Source organism: Actinophytocola sp., from assembly GCF_050699915.1.
In the GTDB taxonomy this organism is placed as follows: Bacteria; Actinomycetota; Actinomycetes; order Mycobacteriales; family Pseudonocardiaceae; genus Actinophytocola.
This window is the reverse complement of sequence record NZ_JBOHGA010000001.1, coordinates 16,571-34,989: the sequence shown is the minus strand read 5'-3', so window position 1 is coordinate 34,989 and position 18,419 is coordinate 16,571. Positions and strand designations below refer to the sequence as shown.

At 70.7% G+C, this 18,419-nt stretch carries 17 protein-coding genes; 12 read left to right on the top strand and 5 right to left on the bottom strand.

Annotated elements, in window-relative coordinates; genetic code table 11:
* Position 1 precedes the first annotated feature (1 nt).
* The 4 genes from ACRDSK_RS00165 (at position 2) to ACRDSK_RS00150 (ending at position 3,277) form a co-directional block, all read left to right on the top strand.
* The gene (locus ACRDSK_RS00165; RefSeq protein WP_431437737.1) at positions 2 to 325 is read left to right on the top strand and encodes an AzlD domain-containing protein; all 324 of its coding nucleotides are present in this window, start codon (positions 2 to 4) and stop codon (positions 323 to 325) included.
* Positions 322 to 1,107, top strand: coding sequence for an AzlC family ABC transporter permease (locus ACRDSK_RS00160; protein WP_431437736.1), 786 nt, complete (start codon positions 322 to 324; stop codon positions 1,105 to 1,107). Before ACRDSK_RS00165 ends, ACRDSK_RS00160 begins: the two co-directional genes overlap by 4 nt.
* Positions 1,085 to 2,071 carry an enolase C-terminal domain-like protein gene (locus ACRDSK_RS00155; protein WP_431437735.1) on the top strand — a complete coding sequence of 329 codons (987 nt, stop codon included), beginning with the start codon at positions 1,085 to 1,087 and terminating at the stop codon, positions 2,069 to 2,071. Before ACRDSK_RS00160 ends, ACRDSK_RS00155 begins: the two co-directional genes overlap by 23 nt.
* A 198-nt stretch (positions 2,072 to 2,269) precedes the next feature.
* Complete coding sequence (locus ACRDSK_RS00150; protein ID WP_431437734.1) at positions 2,270 to 3,277, top strand: pyridoxal-phosphate dependent enzyme; 1,008 nt, start codon at positions 2,270 to 2,272, stop codon at positions 3,275 to 3,277.
* Positions 3,278 to 3,473: 196 nt separating this feature from the next.
* Here ACRDSK_RS00150 and ACRDSK_RS00145 read toward each other — a convergent pair whose 3' ends face one another.
* Entirely contained in the window at positions 3,474 to 6,245 is a 2,772-nt protein-coding gene (locus ACRDSK_RS00145) for a BTAD domain-containing putative transcriptional regulator (protein WP_431437733.1), read from the bottom strand.
* A gap of 389 nt (positions 6,246 to 6,634) precedes the next feature.
* Between ACRDSK_RS00145 and ACRDSK_RS00140 the strand changes: the two genes are divergently transcribed.
* From ACRDSK_RS00140 to ACRDSK_RS00130, 3 genes are read left to right on the top strand one after another with little or no spacing between them, the layout of a single operon-like run.
* On the top strand, positions 6,635 to 7,195 hold the full coding sequence (locus ACRDSK_RS00140) for a hypothetical protein (RefSeq protein ID WP_431437732.1): 561 nt from the start codon (positions 6,635 to 6,637) through the stop codon (positions 7,193 to 7,195).
* A 19-nt stretch (positions 7,196 to 7,214) separates the two neighbouring features.
* On the top strand, positions 7,215 to 7,532 hold the full coding sequence (locus ACRDSK_RS00135; protein ID WP_431437731.1) for a hypothetical protein: 318 nt from the start codon (positions 7,215 to 7,217) through the stop codon (positions 7,530 to 7,532).
* Positions 7,532 to 8,305 (top strand): WXG100 family type VII secretion target, encoded by a 774-nt coding sequence (locus ACRDSK_RS00130; protein ID WP_431437730.1) that lies wholly within the window; start codon positions 7,532 to 7,534, stop codon positions 8,303 to 8,305. Before ACRDSK_RS00135 ends, ACRDSK_RS00130 begins: the two co-directional genes overlap by 1 nt.
* Before the next feature lie 417 nt (positions 8,306 to 8,722).
* Here the strand turns inward: ACRDSK_RS00130 and ACRDSK_RS00125 are convergent, their stop codons facing one another.
* Complete coding sequence (locus tag ACRDSK_RS00125) at positions 8,723 to 9,382, bottom strand: response regulator (protein ID WP_431437729.1); 660 nt, start codon at positions 9,380 to 9,382, stop codon at positions 8,723 to 8,725.
* Positions 9,379 to 10,335: a sensor histidine kinase gene (locus tag ACRDSK_RS00120; protein ID WP_431437728.1), complete on the bottom strand. Its 957-nt coding sequence runs from the start codon at positions 10,333 to 10,335 to the stop codon at positions 9,379 to 9,381. Before ACRDSK_RS00120 ends, ACRDSK_RS00125 begins: the two co-directional genes overlap by 4 nt.
* A gap of 145 nt (positions 10,336 to 10,480) precedes the next feature.
* On the opposite strand from ACRDSK_RS00120, the gene ACRDSK_RS00115 reads away from it, so the two are divergent.
* Genes ACRDSK_RS00115 through ACRDSK_RS00105 form a run of 3 tightly spaced genes read left to right on the top strand, consistent with a single transcriptional unit; the run spans position 10,481 to position 13,562 of the window.
* On the top strand, positions 10,481 to 11,395 hold the full coding sequence (locus tag ACRDSK_RS00115; protein WP_431437727.1) for an ABC transporter ATP-binding protein: 915 nt from the start codon (positions 10,481 to 10,483) through the stop codon (positions 11,393 to 11,395).
* Positions 11,392 to 12,765: an ABC transporter permease subunit gene (locus ACRDSK_RS00110; protein ID WP_431437726.1), complete on the top strand. Its 1,374-nt coding sequence runs from the start codon at positions 11,392 to 11,394 to the stop codon at positions 12,763 to 12,765. Before ACRDSK_RS00115 ends, ACRDSK_RS00110 begins: the two co-directional genes overlap by 4 nt.
* Entirely contained in the window at positions 12,762 to 13,562 is an 801-nt protein-coding gene (locus tag ACRDSK_RS00105) for an ABC transporter permease (RefSeq protein WP_431437725.1), read from the top strand. The genes ACRDSK_RS00110 and ACRDSK_RS00105 overlap by 4 nt, the downstream gene beginning before the upstream one ends.
* 170 nt (positions 13,563 to 13,732) lie before the next feature.
* On the opposite strand, the gene ACRDSK_RS00100 is transcribed toward ACRDSK_RS00105, so the two are convergent.
* Positions 13,733 to 14,470: an MBL fold metallo-hydrolase gene (locus ACRDSK_RS00100; RefSeq protein ID WP_431437724.1), complete on the bottom strand. Its 738-nt coding sequence runs from the start codon at positions 14,468 to 14,470 to the stop codon at positions 13,733 to 13,735.
* Positions 14,471 to 14,725: 255 nt separating this feature from the next.
* Between ACRDSK_RS00100 and qcrB the strand changes: the two genes are divergently transcribed.
* On the top strand, positions 14,726 to 16,291 hold the full coding sequence (gene qcrB, locus ACRDSK_RS00095; RefSeq protein WP_431437723.1) for a cytochrome bc1 complex cytochrome b subunit: 1,566 nt from the start codon (positions 14,726 to 14,728) through the stop codon (positions 16,289 to 16,291).
* A 21-nt stretch (positions 16,292 to 16,312) separates the two neighbouring features.
* On the opposite strand, the gene ACRDSK_RS00090 is transcribed toward qcrB, so the two are convergent.
* Positions 16,313 to 16,591, bottom strand: coding sequence for a hypothetical protein (locus ACRDSK_RS00090; protein WP_431437831.1), 279 nt, complete (start codon positions 16,589 to 16,591; stop codon positions 16,313 to 16,315).
* A gap of 200 nt (positions 16,592 to 16,791) precedes the next feature.
* Between ACRDSK_RS00090 and ACRDSK_RS00085 the strand changes: the two genes are divergently transcribed.
* Positions 16,792 to 18,390: a hypothetical protein gene (locus ACRDSK_RS00085; protein ID WP_431437722.1), complete on the top strand. Its 1,599-nt coding sequence runs from the start codon at positions 16,792 to 16,794 to the stop codon at positions 18,388 to 18,390.
* The last annotated feature ends 29 nt before the right edge of the window (positions 18,391 to 18,419 follow it).

The following is an 18,419-nucleotide window of genomic DNA, read 5'->3' as shown; positions in this document are numbered from 1 at the left end:
CATGGTTCTGCTCACGATCCTCCTCATGGGCGTGATCGTCTTCGTCATGCGGTTCTCCTTCTTCGCCATCCCCCGTGACTGGACCATGCCCAAGCTGGTCGAGCGATCCCTGCCGTACGTGCTGCCCGCCGTTCTGCTGGCGATGCTCGTCCCGGGCGTCTTCCTGACCGACGAAGGCCCACTGAGGGACCCGATCTACGGTCCGTACCTGATCGGCGTCGTCGCCGGCTTCGCTGTCGGCGCGGTCAAGAAGGACAACTTCTTCCTCGTGTTCGGCTCGAGCGTCCTGGCGTTCGCGGTGGCGAAGGTGGTGTTCGCCCAATGAGCGAGCACGTCTGCCGGCAACGAACCAGGATGGCCGAGTTCGGCGCGGGCACACGGGACGTGGTGCCGATCGTCATCGGCGCCGTGCCGTTCGGAGTGTTGTTCGGCGCTCTTGCCGCACAGGCGGACTTCAGCGCCACCAACACACTCCTGATGTCGCTGATCGTCTACTCCGGCACGATCCAACTCATCGGCCTCAACATGATCGCCGCCGCGACGCCGCTGCCGCTGATCGCCCTCGCGAGCGTCATCGTGAACTCCCGGCACGTCTTCTACAGCGCGGCGCTCACCCCGTACGTCCGCCAGCTCCCGGTGTGGTGGCGGGTGCTGCTCTCCTACGGGATGACCGACCAGATCTACGCGCTGGCCGAGCGACGATACAGCGCGCGGGACGGCAGCACCGACAAGCACTGGTACATGCTCGCAACCTCCGCAACGCTGTTCGTGGCCTGGTTCGCCAGCACCTACGTCGGGTTCGCGTTCGGCGATGTACTCAAGGATTTCGACGGACTCGGCCTGGACTTCGCGATCTACGCCACGCTCGTCGCCCTCGCCGCGCCGTCGATGGACAACCCGCGCTCGATCATCGTCGGCGTGACCGCCGGCCTGGTCGCCCTGGTCCTCACTCCGATACCGTTCCAGGGCGGCCTGTTCGTCGCGATCCTCGCCGGAGTCACCGTCGGTGTGCTGTCCGAACGATGGCTCCGACCCAAGAACGACGGATGCGAGCAACGCGAGGCCGATGCCGAGAGGGGCACGGATGCGATTCGCGTTCAGCGTTGACGAACAGACCCTCGCGCAACCCTTCCGGGTGTCCCACACCACCATTCGCACCGCGAGCGTCGTCCGGTTGCTCGTCCGGGACGGGGACCACAGCGGCCTCGGCGAGGTCACGGCGGGACCCGGTCTCGCCCACGAGGACCCCGAAGAGGTAGTCGCCCAGGCACGACGGCTGGCGGGACGGCTGGCCGAATCAGGTGGGCCTGCCTCGCCGCAGGACCTGGCTGTCGAGCTGGCCGTCGCACGCGCGGACGGTTGCCCACCCGTGGCACTCATGCTCGTGGAGATGTCCTGTTTGGATCTGCTGGCCATGCGGGCCCGTCGACCGCTGTGGGAGCTGCTGGCGCTGCCTCCGCCGACGCCGATCCGGTTGTGGCGAACGGTCTCGCTCGGCGACCCGGTGCCGGATGGCGGCAGTCGGTTGAAGGTCAAGCTGGGAGGGCCGCGGGACGCGGAGTTCCTGAGACGGCTGCGGAGCCTCGACCCCGGCACCGAGGTCATCGTGGACGTCAACCGCGGCTGGGACCGCGCCTCGTGGCAGACGGTGCGCGAACCGCTCCGGGCCGCCCGCCCGACCGCGGTCGAGGACCCGGTCGCGGATCCGGAACTGCTCCGCGAGGTCCGGGCAGCGCTGCCGGACACTCCGGTCCTGCTCGACGAGGAAGTCGCCGACCTCGACGCGGTCGAGCGGGCGGCCCGCGATGCCGACGGCGCGAACATCAAGGTCGCCAGACTTGGTGGCCTGATGGAGTCCAGGCGCGCGTTGGAATTTCTCCGTGCGACGGGAAAGCGTGCGATGCTCGGCTGCTTCATCGAGCCACCACGGGCGATCGCGTTCGCCGCACAACTCGCCGGACTCGCCGACTGGACCGATCTGGATGGACACCTGGTCCTCGGGTCCGACGATCGAGGAGGGACTCTGCGGCTCAACACCCAGGCCCCTGGCATCCCGCGACTTCTCGACTGAGAGGCGAACCTGTCGATGTCGAAACCATCCTTGCCGCCGCTGTCCTGTCCCCGCTGTCGCCGCGCCGGCGACGGCTACGCCGGCTGTCCGCGCTGCCGCGCGGAGGGAGTGCCGGTCAACCTGGTACCACCGCCCGCCGACCTGGGTGGTGTCGACCTGCGCGGATATCCGGGTGGACCCTGGGGAATTCCGCAGGCGATGCCGGTGCCCGAGCGCGGCTCGATGGCCGAAGGCGACACCCCGTGCATCGAGCTCGTGAACGAGGACGACCGCATCCTGTGGATCAAGGATGAGACGCGTAACCCCACCGGGACCCACAAGGACCGCGCGATGTCGGTCGGCGTCGCCGCAGCTGTCGAGGCCGGTGCGTCGACCGTGGTCGCTGCATCGACAGGCAACGCGGGCGCCAGCGCGGCCGCGTATGCGGCACGAGCCGGCCTGCGATGCGTGGTGCTGACGATGGCGACGATTCCGAGAGTGGTCGCGGCTCAGATCACGGCACTGGGAGCTACTCTCGCGGCCTATCCCGACCGGACGACCCGCAACAGGATGATGACCGAGGCCGTCCGCGAGCTGGGTTGGTATCCGTTGACCAACTACGAGCTGCCGTGCTCGGGCGACAATCCCTATGCCAACGAGGGCTACAAGAGCATCGCCTACGAGCTGGCCCGCGATCTCGGGTCCGATGTGGACGCCGTGGTCGTTCCCACCAGTGGCGCCGACGTGCTCGCCGGCATCGAACGCGGTTACCGTGAGCTGCTCGCCGCGGGCCTGGTCGACCGGGTACCGAGAATGGTCGCCGCGGAGACGGCGACCGGAGCACCGTTCACGGCCGCACTGAGCCACGCCGACCGCGCCGCGCAGGAGAGGGTCACGGTCGAGGACACCGGTTCGCCCGCGTTCTCCATCGGCAGCACGAACCCCACCTGGCAGGGACTCAACGCGTTGTGGCGCACGAACGGCGAGGCGATCGCAGTGGATGTCGATGACTACATGACAGAGCGCACCACGCTGCCCGCAACGACCGGGTTCCACCTCGAATCGTCGTCGGCTGTATCCGTGGTCGCCGCCCGTCGCGTACTGGGCAACGCCCGTCGCGTGGTGGCACTGGCGACCGGCAGCGGCCTGAAAGACCTCACCGGCGACGAGCTGCGACAGGTACAAATCTCCCCGCCGAACCTGGATGCTCTGACCACGACGCGCTGAGCCACCTGCGGTATCCCTGCTGACGCCGCCGGCGACCGATGCCAAATGTCGGCCGCGGCGAGCGAGTGTCGGTCCGAAGCGGAATCGATGACCGGTTCGATCACGCCTGGTCAAGATGCTGGACGCGTTTGCCTTGCCGGGCGTGGGCTCGCCGTGCCCAGATGCGCCGCGGACTCGCCCACAGGCTCCCCAGGGACTACTTGCGACCCGCCGCGACGGTTTCGAGTTGTCGTTGCACACGAGTGGCGTCGTCGTGGCGACCTTGTTCGTGGTACAGCTTCACGGCTGCCCACCACGCGGTACGGGCCTGCTCGGTCTGGCCGATGGCGGCGTGCGGATGGCCGATGCGATCGAGGGTGTCGGCGACCTGGAACGCGTTGCCGAGGTCGCGGTACACGGTGAGGGCCTGGTCGTAGTGGTCGATGGCCTGGCGGTGGTTGCCGCTCTCGTGGTCGATGAAGCCGAGGCTGTCCAATGTGTTCGCCTCGCCGTCGGGGTTGTCGTGGTCCCGGTGCAGGGTGAGCGCGGCCCGGCAGTGGTCGCGGGCGGAGTCGTAGTCGCCCAGGCGGGCGGCGTACCAGCCGACCCCGTTGAGCGCGTCGGCCTCCCACACCGGCTGGTCGAGGCTGCGGTGGATGTCCAGCGCGCTGCGGGCGTGGCCCAGCGCCTGCCGGTCGTCCCCGCGCAGCTCCCACGCCCGCGCGAGCGCGTGGTGGGTATGGGCTTGCTGGATCGGGTCGCGGTGGTCTTCGGCGAGGGCAAGCGCCTGCTGCAGGTGATCGATGGCGTCCTCGTGCCGGACCAGGTCGGCGTAGCAGCGGCCGAGGGCCCGGTGAGCGGTGATGCGGGCAATGGGGTTGGGCACGTGGGTGGCGGCATCGGCGGCGGCCAGCCACGCGTCCAGCCGGTCGCTACGATGCCCGCGCCGGAAGACGTAGGTGTCCATGGCCCAGGCCAGCCACCAGACGGTGACGTGCCAGGAGAAGTCAGCGGCAAGGTGCTGGGCGGCCAGCAGGCAGGCGTACTCGGCGTCGAACCACGCCCACGCCGCCTGGGCATCGGGCGGTTGATGGGCGCCGGCCTTGGGCGGGTCGAGCTCGGCGACGCTGCGGTGGGGGTTCAGGATCCGGTCGGCGGCGTAGGCGGTCTGGGCGTGGTAGTCGAGGACCCGCTCCAGCGCCGCCTCCCGCACCTCGTTGGAGAGCTCGTCGGCGCGGGTGGTGGCGTAGGCGCGCAGGAGGTCGTGCATGCCGTACCGGCCGCCCGGGGTGCGGTCGATGAGGGAGGCGTCGGCCAGGACGGCCAACACCGCGTGCGTCTCACGTTCGGGCAGGTCGGCGACGCTTGCCGCGGCAGGCGGGCCGATGTCAGGTCCGGGGGCGATGCCCAGCAGTGCGAACACCTCGCGTTGCTGGTCGGTGAGGTGGCGCAGAGACCAGGACAGCACGGTGGGCAGGCTCGCGGTGGGGTCGTCGGAGTCCAGGGCGTTCAGGCCGAGGGTGCGGAGCTCGGCGACGATGTCCCGCAGTGGCAGGTGCGGGTCGGCGGCGGCGCGGGCGGCGATCAGCCCCAGTGCCAACGGAAACCCGCCGCACAGCTCGATCAGCTCCGCGATCGCTCCCTCGTCGGCCGCGGTGCGGTCCGGACCCAGGGCGTCGACCAGCAGGGTGTGCGCATCGGTGTCGGTCAGCACGTCCAGCGGGACCGGGCGCGCGCCGTGGCGGGCGATGAGCCCGCGCAGCTGGTTGCGGCTGGTGACGAGCACGGTGCAGTGGTGGCCGCCGGGCAGGAGCGGGGTGACCTGGTCGGTGCCGGTGGCGTTGTCCAGCACGACGAGCATCCGCTTGTCGGCGACCAGGCTCCGGTACAGCTCGGCGCGGCCGTCGAGGTCGGCGGGCTGGCGGTCACGGTCGATGCCCAACGCGGCAAGGAACCCGCCGAGCACGTCGACCGGGTGCGCGGGCTGCTCGGTCGGACTGAAGCCGCGGAGGTCCACGAACAACTGCCCGTCGGCGAACCGGGCCAGGTTCCGGTGCCCCCAGGTCAAGGCGAGCCAGGTCTTGCCGATTCCACCGGCCCCACCGATCGACGAGATCAGCGCCGTCCCGCCGCCCGGACCGGTGGACAGGGTCGCGTCGAGCCGATCCAGCTCGTCGCGGCGACCCACGAACGGCGCGGGCACTGCAAGCAGCTGCCTGGGAACCACGATGGACGCGGTCGCGGCGGTCCTGGGAGCCACGAGCAGTTGGGGGTCGGCGGCCAGGATCTGCCTGTGTAGGTCCTGCAATGCGCTGCCGGGGTCGGTGCCCAGCTCCTCGACCAACCGTTCCCGCAGCTGCCGGTAGTAGTCCAGCGCGTCCGCCGAACGACCGGCGCGGTGCAGCGCAAGCATGTACTGGCCGGCCACCCGCTCGTCGAACGGATCCTGGGTGCTGCGCACCGCCAGCTGCGCCACGAGCTCTTCACCCTGACCGGCCAGCAGCCGCGCGTCGACCAGTTGGTGCTCGGCGGCCAGCCGTTCCCGCAGCCACCGCTCGCGCTCGCCGTCCACCCATTCGCCACGCAGGCCGGTCAGCGGGTCCCCTTGCCACAACGCCAACGCCTCGGTCAGCAACGCCACCGCGCGCGGCCCCTCGCCCCGGGCCTCGGCACACAGAGCGCGGAACCGGAGCAGATCCACCTGGTCCGGCCGATCCAACACCAACAGGTAGCCGCCGGACCGGTGCACGATCGCCACCGCACCGGAGAATGCCCCGCGCAGCCGGGAGATGTGGCTGTGCAACGTCGCCCGACCCCGCCGTGGCGTGTCGGTCCCCCAGACCCGCTCCACCAACCGGTCCGCGGGCACCAGCCGGCCGGCATCCACCGCCAACGCAGCCAGCACACACCGCTGCCGGGCAGGACCCAGATCCACCGACCGCCCGTCGACCTCCGCGGTCACCTCACCCAACAGGGCGATCCTCAGCATCGTCCGCCCCTCCCACCACGACCGCGCCGCACCCAGAACAGCGCGGCGACCAGGGTAATGCAGAAAGTTGGCAAGCAACCAACACGACCGGCCGTGCATGGTGACACCCGCGGCGGGCCAAGGGTGACCAGGGGGACCCGCCGCTTCATCCGAACCCGCTCGAGAGGCGGAACCCAACGATGTCCGCAACCAGTCCCCACTCCTCCGGCCGTGCGAACCCGACGGCCGACGGCTGGCGTCGTGGCTTCGCCGATCCCGAGGACGAGGACGAGGACCCGCCCGCCCGGAGGCCGGCGTCGAAGCGCGACGCGTCAGATGGGACCGGGAACCACGCTCCTGAACCGGGGCCTGGCGCGTTCAACGGAGCAGACGACAGCGGAACCATCACGGTGGCGGTGGACCGCGCGGGCCTGGTTGCCGATGTCACGGTCGCGAGGAACTGGCGGGACTTCATCACGCCGCCGGAGCTGGGACACGCCCTGCTCACCGCCGCCGACAACGCGATCCGCGCACTCGTCGCCGGCCTGGCCGAGCACCTGGATCTCGACTCCGTCGTCATCGAGATGCCCACCGCTCCCCCGGCGATACCGGCCATGGACGAGTCGACGCTGAACGAGATGGCCGACTTGCTGAACCGGGCCGGCCGCGATCTCGAAACCTTCCAGGCCCAGGCCGAATCCGTGCTCACCGCGACCGCCACCGCGGCTGGGCCGAACAACAAGGTGACGGTCAGTCTGGCGCGGGGGCGGGTGGCCGAGGTGACCGCCGATCCGCGGTGGGCCTCCCACGTCCGCTACACCGAGATCCGGTCCGAGGCCCTCGGTGCCTTTCGTGCGGCCAGGCGGCAGCTCGGCGACACGGACATCTCCACATTCCAGAAGCCTGCCTCACTGGTGCGGCTCCAAGAACTGGTCGACCGGATCGCGCACGGCCCGCGCGACCTGAGCTGAAAGGCGGAGGCATCGTCACATGGACACGGTCGAGGTCGTGTGTTCCAAACTGGTGGAGGACGCGGACAAATGGCGGGCGGCCGCCGACGGGATGAGCAAGGCGGCTGACGCGGCCGGCGGTCTGGCGATGGGTGCGGAACAGTTCGGCAAGATCGCCGATGAGCGTGGGGTCGTGTCCGCATATGCGCCGCTCCAGCAGACCTTCACGACCCTGGCTTCGGGCGCGGCGACCGAGTTCGCCAAGATCGCCGACACGCTGACCCTCGTCGCAGAGACCTACCTGAGGGAAGACCAGGCGGGCGAGCACGCCATGCGCCGACTCGAGGATCGACTCTGATGGGCGGCATCGACGGCGCGTTCGACGAGGCCATCTCGTCGATCGAATCCGCCCGCAAGAAGATGGACAAGACCTGGGACGCCATCGTCAACCACGTCAACTGGGCCGTCAAGTTCCTCCCCGACTCCGTCGCCGACCAGGTCAAGAAGGCAACGCAGAAGCTCGGCGGCGAATACCACAAGGCGGACGGCTGGCTCCTCACCGAACTGGTCGAACGTGGCTCACCCGCCGCGCTGCGCCACGCGGCCGAGGTGTGGAACAAACAGGTCGAGGCGGTGGCGGGCAACTACGCCAACGACCTCGGGTTCGCGTCGATGCCGAGCAACAACAAATGGAAAGGCCCCGCACAACTGGCGTACCGGTCTGTCATCGACCAGCAGACCAAGGCGCTCTCGGACTTCCGAGAGGAACTCGGCAAGCTGAACACCACGCTGAACGACATCGCCGACGCGGTGAGGAACTTCTGGGTCGCGATCGCGGGTGCCGTCCTCCTGTTGGCAGCAGCGCTGGTGGTGTGTGCCCTCGAGGTACTCGGAATCGTCACGGCCGAGGCCGCGATCGTGACGGCCATCGGAGGAGTCGCCGCATTCTTTGGTACGACGTTCACTGCGTATTCCATGATCCACGGCGCCTTGGACGGCCACAAGGCCAAGTTGGAGGGGCTTGTTACAAAGTTCCACCAAGATGGCACTTGGCCGGTGGCCGCCGCCGACATCAGCGACGCCTCGGTACTCGACGGTGACGAAACGAGCGATTGGGAGCCCAATCTCTGACCGAGGGGCCCTTCTCCGGCGTCTTGATCAGCTCCCCGCTACGGAGCGGGTGATGATCTCCTCCTTGGTGAGCGGGCTGCGTGGGTGGTAGCTCAGGCACAGCGGGGTTCTCAGTTTGCGTGGTGCCGCGCCTCGGCGGCCAGGTAGAACTCGCCGCTGCTCAGCCGGAATACTCTTGCGAGTACGACACATCTCCGAGCCTTGGTAGGCGAGCCGACGCCGCTACCTTGGGCCGGATGTCGATCGGCGATGCGCCCGTCCGGCCCGGATCAACGCATCCATGTCGACAAGCGCGGTGAAGGTTACGCAGCAAACCGGCCGGCGCAACGCCCAGCCGCCTGCCGTGCGACGCCGACGGCCCGGACACGTCGGGAGCCCCGACGGCCGTCTAGCCGGGGTGATCGGGTCTTCGGTCCTTCAGCCGGTGCGCGGGACGACGAGCCCGGACTCGTAGGCGCACACCACGGCCTGCGCTCGGTCGCGTAGGTCGAGCTTGCGCAGCACCCGGCTCACGTGGGTCTTCACGGTCTCCTCGCCCACCACCAGCCGGGCCGCGATCTCGCTGTTGGACAGGCCTTGTGCGATCAGCCGCAGTACGTCGGTCTCCCGCGGGGTCAGCGCGGCCAGCTCCGGCGCGGCCGGGCGCGGGCGCAGCCGGGCGAACTGTGCGATGAGCCGCCGCGTGACGGTCGGCGCCAGCAACGCCTCGCCGGCGGCGACCACCCGGACCGCGTCGAACAGCCGCTCGGCGGTGACGTCCTTGAGGAGGAACCCGCTCGCGCCCGCCACGAGCGCGTCGTACACGTGCTCGTCGAGGTCGAACGTGGTCAGCATCAGCACCCGCGGCGGGTCCTGCGCGGCGGTGATCCGCCGGGTGGCCTCGATCCCGTCCATCCCCGGCATCCGGACGTCCATGAGCACCACGTCCGGGCGTTCCGCGCGGCACACGGACACCGCCTCGACGCCGTCGGCCGCGGTGCCGGTGACGGTCAGGTCCGGCTGGGTGGCCAGCAGCGCGGCGAACCCGGCGCGGACCACCTCCTGGTCGTCGACCACGACGACGCGCACGGTGCTCATGGGCGTGCCACCGGGAGCCGGGCCTCGACGAGGAAGCCGGTGACCGGCGCCGGACCGGTGCGCAGCACGCCGCCGACCGTGGCCACCCGTTCGCGCATGCCGAGCAGCCCGTGCCCGGCGCCGCCGTGTTCGGGCGCCGGACCGGGTCCGTTGTCGCGCACGCTCACCAGGAGATCGTCCGGCGAGTAGGCGATCGACACGTCCACCGCCGCGCCCGGGGCGTGCCGGCGGGCGTTGGTCAGCGCCTCCTGGACGACCCGGTACGCGACGAGTTCCACGCCCGGGTCGAGCGACGTGACCGGGCCGCTGACGATCAGCCGGGCGCTCGCGGACGTCCGCATCTCGTCGATCAGCCCGAGGAGCTGGTCCAGCCCGGGCTGGGGCGTCCGGGTCGGCTCGGCACCGGCGTCCTCGCGCAGCACGCCGAGCAGCCGGCGCATCTCGGTGAGCGCCGTGCGTGCGGTGTCGCCGATCTCTGAGAGCCGGCGGGCGCCCTCGGCCGGCATCCCGGGCGTCGCCAGCCGCGCGGTCTCGGCCTGCACGGAGATCATCGAGATGTGGTGGGCCACCACGTCGTGCAGCTCGCGTGCGATGCGGGCCCGCTCGCCGCGCGCGGTGAGCTCCAGCAGCGTCGACTCGACAGCCCGGGCCGACGCGGTCCGCTCGGTGGCCGCCGCCCGCGCCCGCCGCAGCCGCCGCCCGGCGATCAGCAGCCACACGGCCGCGAGCGCGACCAGGCCGGTGGTCGGACCGCGGTAGAGCACGATGGACAACGCCGCGGCGGGCGTGATCACCGCGGCCGCCGGGAGGGCGTGGCCGCGTGCGAACGCCAGCGGCGCGGTGGCGAACACGCCGAGCAGCAGCGCCACCGGCAACAGCGACCCGGCCCGCAGCACGGCCTCGACGACCGACACCGCCGCCAGCCCAGCCCCCGCCCACTCCAATCGCCACACGGGCCCATTGTGGCCGGACCGGCGCCGCCTGGGCGTCCCCCGCGGGCCGGCGCGGCGCGTCCCCCTGGGGAGGGACGCGGCCGGGTGAGAAGACGGTTCCGCGGCGGGACGACTCCGCGAGCCCGCGTTCGTAGCGTCTACCGACATGAAGGCAACGATCGAGGTGCGCGAGCTGCACAAGCGCTACGGGCACACCGTGGCGGTCGACGGGCTCTCGTTCACCGTCCACCCCGGACAGGTCACCGGGTTCGTCGGCCCGAACGGCGCCGGCAAGTCCACGACGCTGCGGGTGATCCTCGGACTGGACCGGCCGGACTCGGGCAGCGCGCTCGTCGGCGGCAGGCCGTACCACCAGCTGCGCAGCCCGCTGCGCGAGGTCGGCGCGATGCTCGACGCGGCCGCGCTGCACCCGGCCCGCGGCGCGCGAAACCACCTGTTGTGGCTCGCCCACGCGGGTGGCCTGCCGGTCGGGCGGGTCGACGAGGTGCTCGACCAGGTCGGCCTGGCGGGTGTGGCCCGACGTCCGGCGGGCGGGTTCTCCCTGGGCATGCGCCAGCGGCTCGGCATCGCCGCCGCGCTCATCGGGGACCCGCCGGTGCTGCTGTTCGACGAGCCGGTCAACGGCCTCGACCCGGAGGGCGTGCACTGGATCCGCGGGCTCCTGCGCTCGCTCGCCGGCGAGGGCCGCGCGGTGCTGGTGTCCAGTCATCTGATGAGCGAGCTGGAGGACAGTGCGGACCACCTCGTGGTGATCGGCCGGGGGCGGCTGCTCGCCGATCGCAGCGTGGCCGACCTGCTCGCCGCGGCGTCCGAGGACCGGGTCGTGCTGCGCACCACGCGGCGGCGCGACGCGATGACGGTGCTCGCGAACGCGGGCGCCACGGCCGCGGCCACGGACAGCGACACGGTCACCGTGGCCGGGCTGCCGGCGGACCGCGTCGTCGAGCTGCTCACCGCCGGGGGCGTGTCGTTCTTCGGGATCAGCGGGCACCAGGCCTCGCTCGAGGAGGCATACATGGAGCTGACCCGTGGCGCGGTCGAGTTCGGGGAGTCGCGATGACCGCGCTGCTGCTGTCGGAGTGGACGAAGCTGCGCACGGTGCCGCGCTGGGTGGCGACGATGACCGCGGCGGTCGTGCTGACGGTGCTCGTCGCCGTGTTCTCCGCGGCCGCGTCCGGCTCCACGTCGGCCGGTGGAGGCGGGGGCGGGCCCGTCGCGCCGCCGACCGTCGAGAACGCCGGCCACTTCGTGCACCGCACGCTCGCCGGCGACGGCAGCATGGTCGCCCGCGTTGCGAGTCAGACCGCGAGCCACGAGTCGGCCAAGGCGGGCCTCATGATCACGACCGACGCGGACCGAGGCGCGGCGTACGCGGCCGTCCTCGTCACGCCGGGACACGGCGTCAGGCTGCAGGCCGAGCACGGCGCCGTCGACCTCGCCGGAAGCGCGAGCGACGCGCCGCGCTGGCTGCGGCTCGACCGCGACGGCACCACGGTCACCGGCTACGAGTCCGCCGACGGCGACGAGTGGTCCCGGATCGGCTCGGTCCGGCTCGACGGGCTGACCGGCTCCGCCGAGCTGGGTCTGTTCGTCGCCTCGCCCAACGCCATCCGAATCGAGCGCCAGTTCGGCGGCGAGAACGTCGACGAGGCGCCGACGATCGGCGAGGCGACGTTCGACGGCGTTCGGGCGGACCCGGCCGCCGCTGGGCCGTGGCGGGACACCGACCGGTCGTACGCGACGGAGCACGCGCGGTTCACCGACGCCGGCGGCACGATCACGCTGGCCGGGTCCGGCGACGTCGGGCCGGTGCAGCAATCCGGCCCTGACACGCCCCGGATGACGCTCAGCGGCGTCCTGATCGGGCTGCTGGCGATCGTCACCCTCGCGGTCCTGTTCGTCACGTCCGAGTACAAGCGGGGCATGATCCACCTGACGTTCGCGGCCAGCCCGCGGCGCGGCCGGGTACTGGCGGCCAAGGCGTTCGTGCTCGGCACGGCCACGTTCGGCGCCGGGCTGGTGGCGAGCTTCGGAGCGTACCTGCTGGCGGCGCCGATCCTGCGCTCGAACGGGATACACCCCGGGTCGCTGTCGGACACAGCGGTGCTGCGGGCCGTGGTGGGGACGGCGGCGCTGCTCGCGGTGATCGCGGTGTTCAGCCTGGGCGTGGCCACGATCCTGCGCCGCAGCGCCGCCTCGATCACCGTGGTCCTCCTGCTGCTGCTCGTGCCACAGATCGTCGCCACCGGGCTGCCGGTGGAGGCGGCGATGTGGCTCGAGCGGGTCACCCCGGCGGCCGGGTTCGAGATCCAGCAGACGGTCCGCACCTATGACACGGCCATCGGCCCGTGGGCTGGGTTCGCCGTGCTGTGCGCCTACACGGCGGTCGTGCTCGTGCTCGCCGATCGGCGACTGCGGCGGGACGCATGAGGTACCCGGTGCGGCGCGTGCTGCACGCGGAGTGGACCAAGCTGCGCACGCTGCGGGCCAACGCCTGGCTGGCGCTAGCGACCGCGGGGTTCACGGTGGCCGCGAGCGTGGCGGTGACGTGGACCGTCGACACCTCACGGTGTCCGTCGCCCGCGGCGTGTTTCGAGGACACCACGAAGCTCAGCCTCGGGGGCGTGTGGTTGGGTCAGGTGTCGGTCGTCCTGCTCGCCGTCGGCATGATCGGCGGCGAGTACGGCACCGGGCTCATCCGGGCCACGCTGGCCGCGACCCCCCGGCGGCACGCGGTCCTCGCCGCGAAGGCCGCGGTGCTGGCCGCGACCGTGGCGGCGGCCGGCGCGCTCGGGGTCCTCGGAGCGCTGCTCGCCGGCCGGTTCATCCTGCCGCGCAACGGGTTCAGCGCCGCCAACGGCTACCCGCCGCTCTCGCTCGCCGACGCGGCGACGCTGCGCGCCGCCGCGGGCACGGTGCTCTACCTGGTTCTCGTCGGCCTGCTCGCCCTCGGGCTGGCGACGCTGGTGCGCGGCACCGCGGCGGCCGTCACCACGGTGCTGTCGCTGCTCTACGTCGCGCCGGTGCTCGTCGGGCTGGTGGGCGACCCGTTGTGGCACGACCGGCTGGAGCGGCTCGCGCCGATGACGGCCGGTCTCGCGATCCAAGCCACCCGGAACTACGAGCAGCTGCCGATCGGGCCCTGGGCCGGGCTCGCCGTGCTCGCCGCATGGACGGCCGCCGCGCTCGTCGCCGGCGGCGTGCTGCTGGCCACCCGTGACCAGTAGCCGGCCCTCCGCTCACCACGAGCGCGGGGTCCGGGGAACGGTGATCTTGTCCCATCGAGCGGTCGTCCGGTTGCCGGTTCGCATCGTCAGTTCATGTGGACCGGTCCTGATCGGCGCCGTACTCGGTCTCTTCGGCGCTGCGGGCGTGTAGGCGACCTCGCTGCGACGGTCTACAAATCGATCGGTCCGTTGCCGATCAATTCGGTGGCCACCTCGACCGGACCTCCGTATTCCTCCCCCGCCACGGCCCGCGACGCGGCCGGATCCGTGCCGGGGTGCAGATGCGTCAGCACCAGCCGTCCGGCCGCGGCGTCGGCGCACTGCCGGCCGGCGAGCCGCGCGCTGGACAGGACGCCGCTCGCCCCCGCGGGCACCTGGTCGACGAATGTGGCCTCGGCGAGGAACAGGTCGACGCCTCGCGCGAGCGCGACAACCTCCGGATCGGGCCCGCAGTCCCCGGTGTAGGCGAGCACGCGACCCCCGGCCTCGAGCCGAACTCCTGCGTTGGTCACCGAGTGCGGCAGCAACCGCGTCTCCAACGCGAACGGCCCGACCGCGAACCGGTCCCGAAGCTCACACAGCTCGAAGGCCAGCATCCCGACGCGATCCAACGCGAGCACCGCGTCGACGGCGCCCGCCGGCGCGTACACCGGCAAGGGGACGTCCGGCTTCCCGGACAGCGCCCGGGCGCGCAGCAACGGGTTGAGGTCGGCACAGTGGTCCGGATGCCCGTGCGTGACAAAGACGGCGTCGACCTCGCCCGGCCCAACCCACCGCAACAACTCCGGCACGACGGCGAACCCCGGATCGACCAGCAACCGAAAACCGTCGTACTCGACCAGAAAGCCCCCGCAGGCCCGCCCCGCCTCCGGCCAGACCCCACCCCCACCGAGCACCGTCACCCGCATGCGCCGACAGTACTCAGCCCACACACATGCCGCGACGGTGATGATCTACGAACTCCACCGCCGCCTGAGCTCAGCCACGGACTAATCGCTCGCGTTGCTAGCAAACGGCAATTTTCTCACCCGGAAACCGCGACTGGTCACTTGCCAAGTCAAGACCTGACGTCGCTGTGATCGGCATCCCATCGCCAACCTGTCACATCGCGGTGCGCCGTCGTGTCTTCTGGGTGACTCTCGTTCTCGACGAAGGTGGCGGTGATGGCAGGCGCGACGGTGATCCGTGCCGGCGATTCGGAAGCGCAGGGCCGTGCCAAGCGGCCGGCGTGGCGGGTGTACTTGACTGGAGGTCTGCGCCGGCGGTTCAACCAGGTCTTCCCGACGCACTGGTCGCAGCTGATTGCCGGGATCACGACGGCCAGTCTGGTGGTCCTGATCCTGACGGGCGGGTATCTGGCTCTGTACTTCGACCCGTCGATGGCCAGCGTCAGGTATGACGGCCCGTACGACAACCTGCGCGGCGTGGAGATGACGCGCGCCTACGCCAGCGTGCTGCACATCTGCTTCGAGGTTCGCGGCGGACTGCTGATCCGGCAGATCCACGACTGGGCGGCGTCGCTGTTGGTCGCCTCGCTGCTGGTGCACCTCGCCGTGCTGTTCTTCACCGGCGGGTTCCGTCGATCGCACCATCTACTGTGGACGGTAACCGTGCTGCTGCTGATCGTTGGGATCTTCACAGCCTTCACCGGCGTGTTGCTGGGCGCCGATATGCTCTCCGACACCAGCCTGCGAATGATCTCCGGGTACATCCTGTCGGTTCCGGTGGTGGGCATCTGGCTGCACTGGACGGTGTTCGGCGGCGAGTTCCCCGGCACCGAGGTCATCCCGCGCGTCTACGCGGCGCACTGGGTGTTGATCGCGATCTTGGTCGGGCTGCTGGTGCTGCGCGCGGCCCTGCAGCGCCGCGTCGGGCCGGCGCAGTTCCGGGGACGCGGGCGGACCGAACGCAACATCGTCGGCGTCCGGATGGTGCCCGGCTTCGCGGCCCGGCTGACGGCCATATTCCTGGCCACGATCGGCGTGCTTGCCCTCATGGGAGGGTTGTTCCAGATCAACCCGAGCTGGAACTACGGGCCGGGCAACCCGGCGCACGTGTCGGCAGGCTCGGCGCCGCCGTGGTATTTCGGCTGGGTCGACGGTGCGGTGCGGCTGTTCCCGGCGTGGGAGGTCCACCTGGGCGACTACGTAATACCGCCGTCGTTCTGGCCGTCGATGGTGTTCCTGCCGTTGAGTTTCCTGGCGCTGGCGCTGTATCCGCGACTCGAGCAGCGGTTCACCCACGACCACGTCCCGCACAATCTGCTGCAGCGGCCGCGCGATGTGCCGTGGCGAACCGCGCTCGGCGTAGCGGTGGTGGCCTGCTACGGCTGCCTACAATTAGCCGCCGCCATCGACGTGCTGGCATTCCACTTCGACCTCTCGGCCGACACAATGCTCTGGACCGCGCGGGTCGGGCTGCTAACACTGCCACCGCTGGCCTTCCTGACGACCTACCGACTCTGCCTCGGACTACGCCTGCACGACCGTGAAGTTCTCGAGCACGGCATCCCGACCGGGATCATCAAACGGCTGCCCCACGGCGAGTTCGTCGAGGCGCACCAACCCCTCGCCAGCCCAGCCGCACTGGAGTACCACGGCACCCCGGTCCCGAAGAAAGCGAACAAGGTCGGCGCCGCCGGCCGCCCGGTAGTCGGCTCCTCCTCCGCCCGGACCCACCCGACTGAGCCAGACCGAAACTCGGGTCGCAACGGAGAACCTGCTCGCTAGGTTGACTCGAAAAGCAAGACGTCACTGGACTACCGGATGACGAACGGGCCGCCGTTCAAGGCCGGGCCGCTGAGTTCGCGCCGCCCGGACCCTGCGGCAGCGGCGTCCACCCGGATCCCGCGGTGGGGGGCCTCTGTGATCGGGTGTCGGAAGTCCTCGACCACACAAAGAGAGCAGTTCGGAAGGCGTCTGCTGGGACGGTACGTTCACCGCGATGCGGTAATGCACACCGGCGTCATCGACAAGCTCGATCCGATGGTGCGGCGTATCCGTCTTGCCCTCACGTTGGACGTCCGCCACAACGCCGGAATGAACGCCAGAGGACTTCAACGGCGTTGTTCGTTCGCCTCGGCTCGAGTTAGACCGGCGCCAGCCGTCCGGCTAGTAGGAGTGGTCAGCCGTCGAGGAGATACGCGAAACGCGGAATATCCGTCGTCGGCGGCACTCGGCGGCGAGTAGCCTCGACGTGAGCTAAAAGATCGGCTGGGCCTGGGGGTTTCGTGGCGGATCTGGTCAAAGGCGCGTTCGCGCGCGAGTTCGATGCGCTGCTCAACGGCTCACGGCTGTCCACCGCACGGATCACTTTGCTGGCGCGCGAACACGGCATCGGCTACTCGACCCTGCGCAGTTGGCGAACCGGTGTGCATCTGCCGCGAGTTCCCGAAGACAACCCCGCATTCCGCGCCTTCCTGCAATCGGTCGCTGACGACCATGGCCACGCTGCCCAGGTATTCGACCTCGCCCGGCGGGCATGGCGGGCCGCGCAGCAGGCCAAACATCAGGTCGGCCGGGTCCGGCCGATGCTCACCACGCAAGTGCCTCCCGGATTGGCGGAACTGCTCGACGGGCAGGCCCGATGGCTGCTCGTGCTCCTGGCCGCGAACCGCTGCCGAGCCCTCTCCGAGGACGCTGTCAGCGCGCTGGCCGGCCTGTCGCTCGGGCGCTGCCGGTCGCTGCTGGGCGAACTGACCACTCTCGGGTGCGTGGTGGAGCAGACAGGCCGTCGGTTCGCGGTCCCGGACGCTGTTCGGATGTCCTCGGCCACGGCCAGTGCGGCTGACATCCGCTCGGCCGACATCCGGCTGGCCGAGTACTACGCGCGGACGATGATGGCCGCGGCGCGCAGACTCTTCCCCGAAATGCTGGAACTCGTCGCTGCGCGTGGCTCGGCTCGCTTCGGCAGCGACCAGGCGGCCTCGGACTGGCTGGCCGCCGAGCGGGACAACTCCGTCGTGGCCGCCGAGGCGGTCGCTGAGCACGACCCCGCGCAGGCGGTGCGCGTGGCCGACGCGCTGCGGGCTGCACAGCAGGTGCGTCCCTTCGCGGTGGACTGGACCCCGGTGGCCGAGGCCGCCCGGCGCGGCGCCGACGGCAACACGCAGCTGGCAGCGATGGAGTACGCGACCGGTCTCGCTCTCTGGGGGCGCGGCGAACTTGCCTCCGCAGCATCGGTGTTCGCCTCCGCGGGCCGTCGGTGGCGGGCGATGAAGCGCCCGCGCGAACAGGCGGCCATCCTGCACATGCTGGGCGCCGCCAAGCACGCGGCCGGCCACTGGGCTGAGGCGAAAGCGAACAGCGCAGGTGCGTTGCGGCTGCGCCGGCAGCTGGGCGAACCGCGCGCCGAGGCCAGCACACTGATCTACCTGGCCGACGCCTGTCTCGGACTGAGCGAGTTCGATGCCGCGGAAGCCCACGCCGGCCGGGCCGCAGACCTGTCGACGCGCACCGGCTACTCAGCGGGATCAGCAGGCGCCCTCGGCTCACTTGGCCGGGCGCTGCTCGGCCAAGGCCGAGACCAGCAAGCGGAGCTGGCGTTCATCGAGCAGCAAGCAGTGTCCGGCGGTGTCACCTTCGACTCCCGCACCGCCATCGCCCTCCTAGGCCGCGCGACCGTGTGCATGTACAGGCACCACTACGACGCCGCGATCGACTTCGCGGAGCAGGCCGCCGACTACGCCCACCGCTCGGCGAACTCCGCGGTCGAGGTCGACGCGTACACCCTCACAGCGCAAGCCCACCGCGCCCGCGGACGACACGTTCACGCTGAAGCACTTCAACGCCACGCCCAGCGCATCGCAGAAGCCTCCGGCCGCAACTGAGATGTTGGCGTGCCGGATGCCCCGAGGGA

Coding starts and splice junctions, on each gene's coding strand:
- ACRDSK_RS00165 (WP_431437737.1), top strand. CDS start 2: ATGGTTCTGCTCACGATCCTCCTCATGGGCGTGATCGTCTTCGTCATG.
- ACRDSK_RS00160 (WP_431437736.1), top strand. CDS start 322: ATGAGCGAGCACGTCTGCCGGCAACGAACCAGGATGGCCGAGTTCGGC.
- ACRDSK_RS00155 (WP_431437735.1), top strand. CDS start 1,085: ATGCGATTCGCGTTCAGCGTTGACGAACAGACCCTCGCGCAACCCTTC.
- ACRDSK_RS00150 (WP_431437734.1), top strand. CDS start 2,270: ATGCCGGTGCCCGAGCGCGGCTCGATGGCCGAAGGCGACACCCCGTGC.
- ACRDSK_RS00145 (WP_431437733.1), bottom strand. CDS start 6,245: ATGCTGAGGATCGCCCTGTTGGGTGAGGTGACCGCGGAGGTCGACGGG.
- ACRDSK_RS00135 (WP_431437731.1), top strand. CDS start 7,215: ATGGACACGGTCGAGGTCGTGTGTTCCAAACTGGTGGAGGACGCGGAC.
- ACRDSK_RS00130 (WP_431437730.1), top strand. CDS start 7,532: ATGGGCGGCATCGACGGCGCGTTCGACGAGGCCATCTCGTCGATCGAA.
- ACRDSK_RS00125 (WP_431437729.1), bottom strand. CDS start 9,382: ATGAGCACCGTGCGCGTCGTCGTGGTCGACGACCAGGAGGTGGTCCGC.
- ACRDSK_RS00115 (WP_431437727.1), top strand. CDS start 10,481: ATGAAGGCAACGATCGAGGTGCGCGAGCTGCACAAGCGCTACGGGCAC.
- ACRDSK_RS00110 (WP_431437726.1), top strand. CDS start 11,392: ATGACCGCGCTGCTGCTGTCGGAGTGGACGAAGCTGCGCACGGTGCCG.
- ACRDSK_RS00105 (WP_431437725.1), top strand. CDS start 12,762: ATGAGGTACCCGGTGCGGCGCGTGCTGCACGCGGAGTGGACCAAGCTG.
- ACRDSK_RS00100 (WP_431437724.1), bottom strand. CDS start 14,470: ATGCGGGTGACGGTGCTCGGTGGGGGTGGGGTCTGGCCGGAGGCGGGG.
- qcrB (WP_431437723.1), top strand. CDS start 14,726: ATGGCAGGCGCGACGGTGATCCGTGCCGGCGATTCGGAAGCGCAGGGC.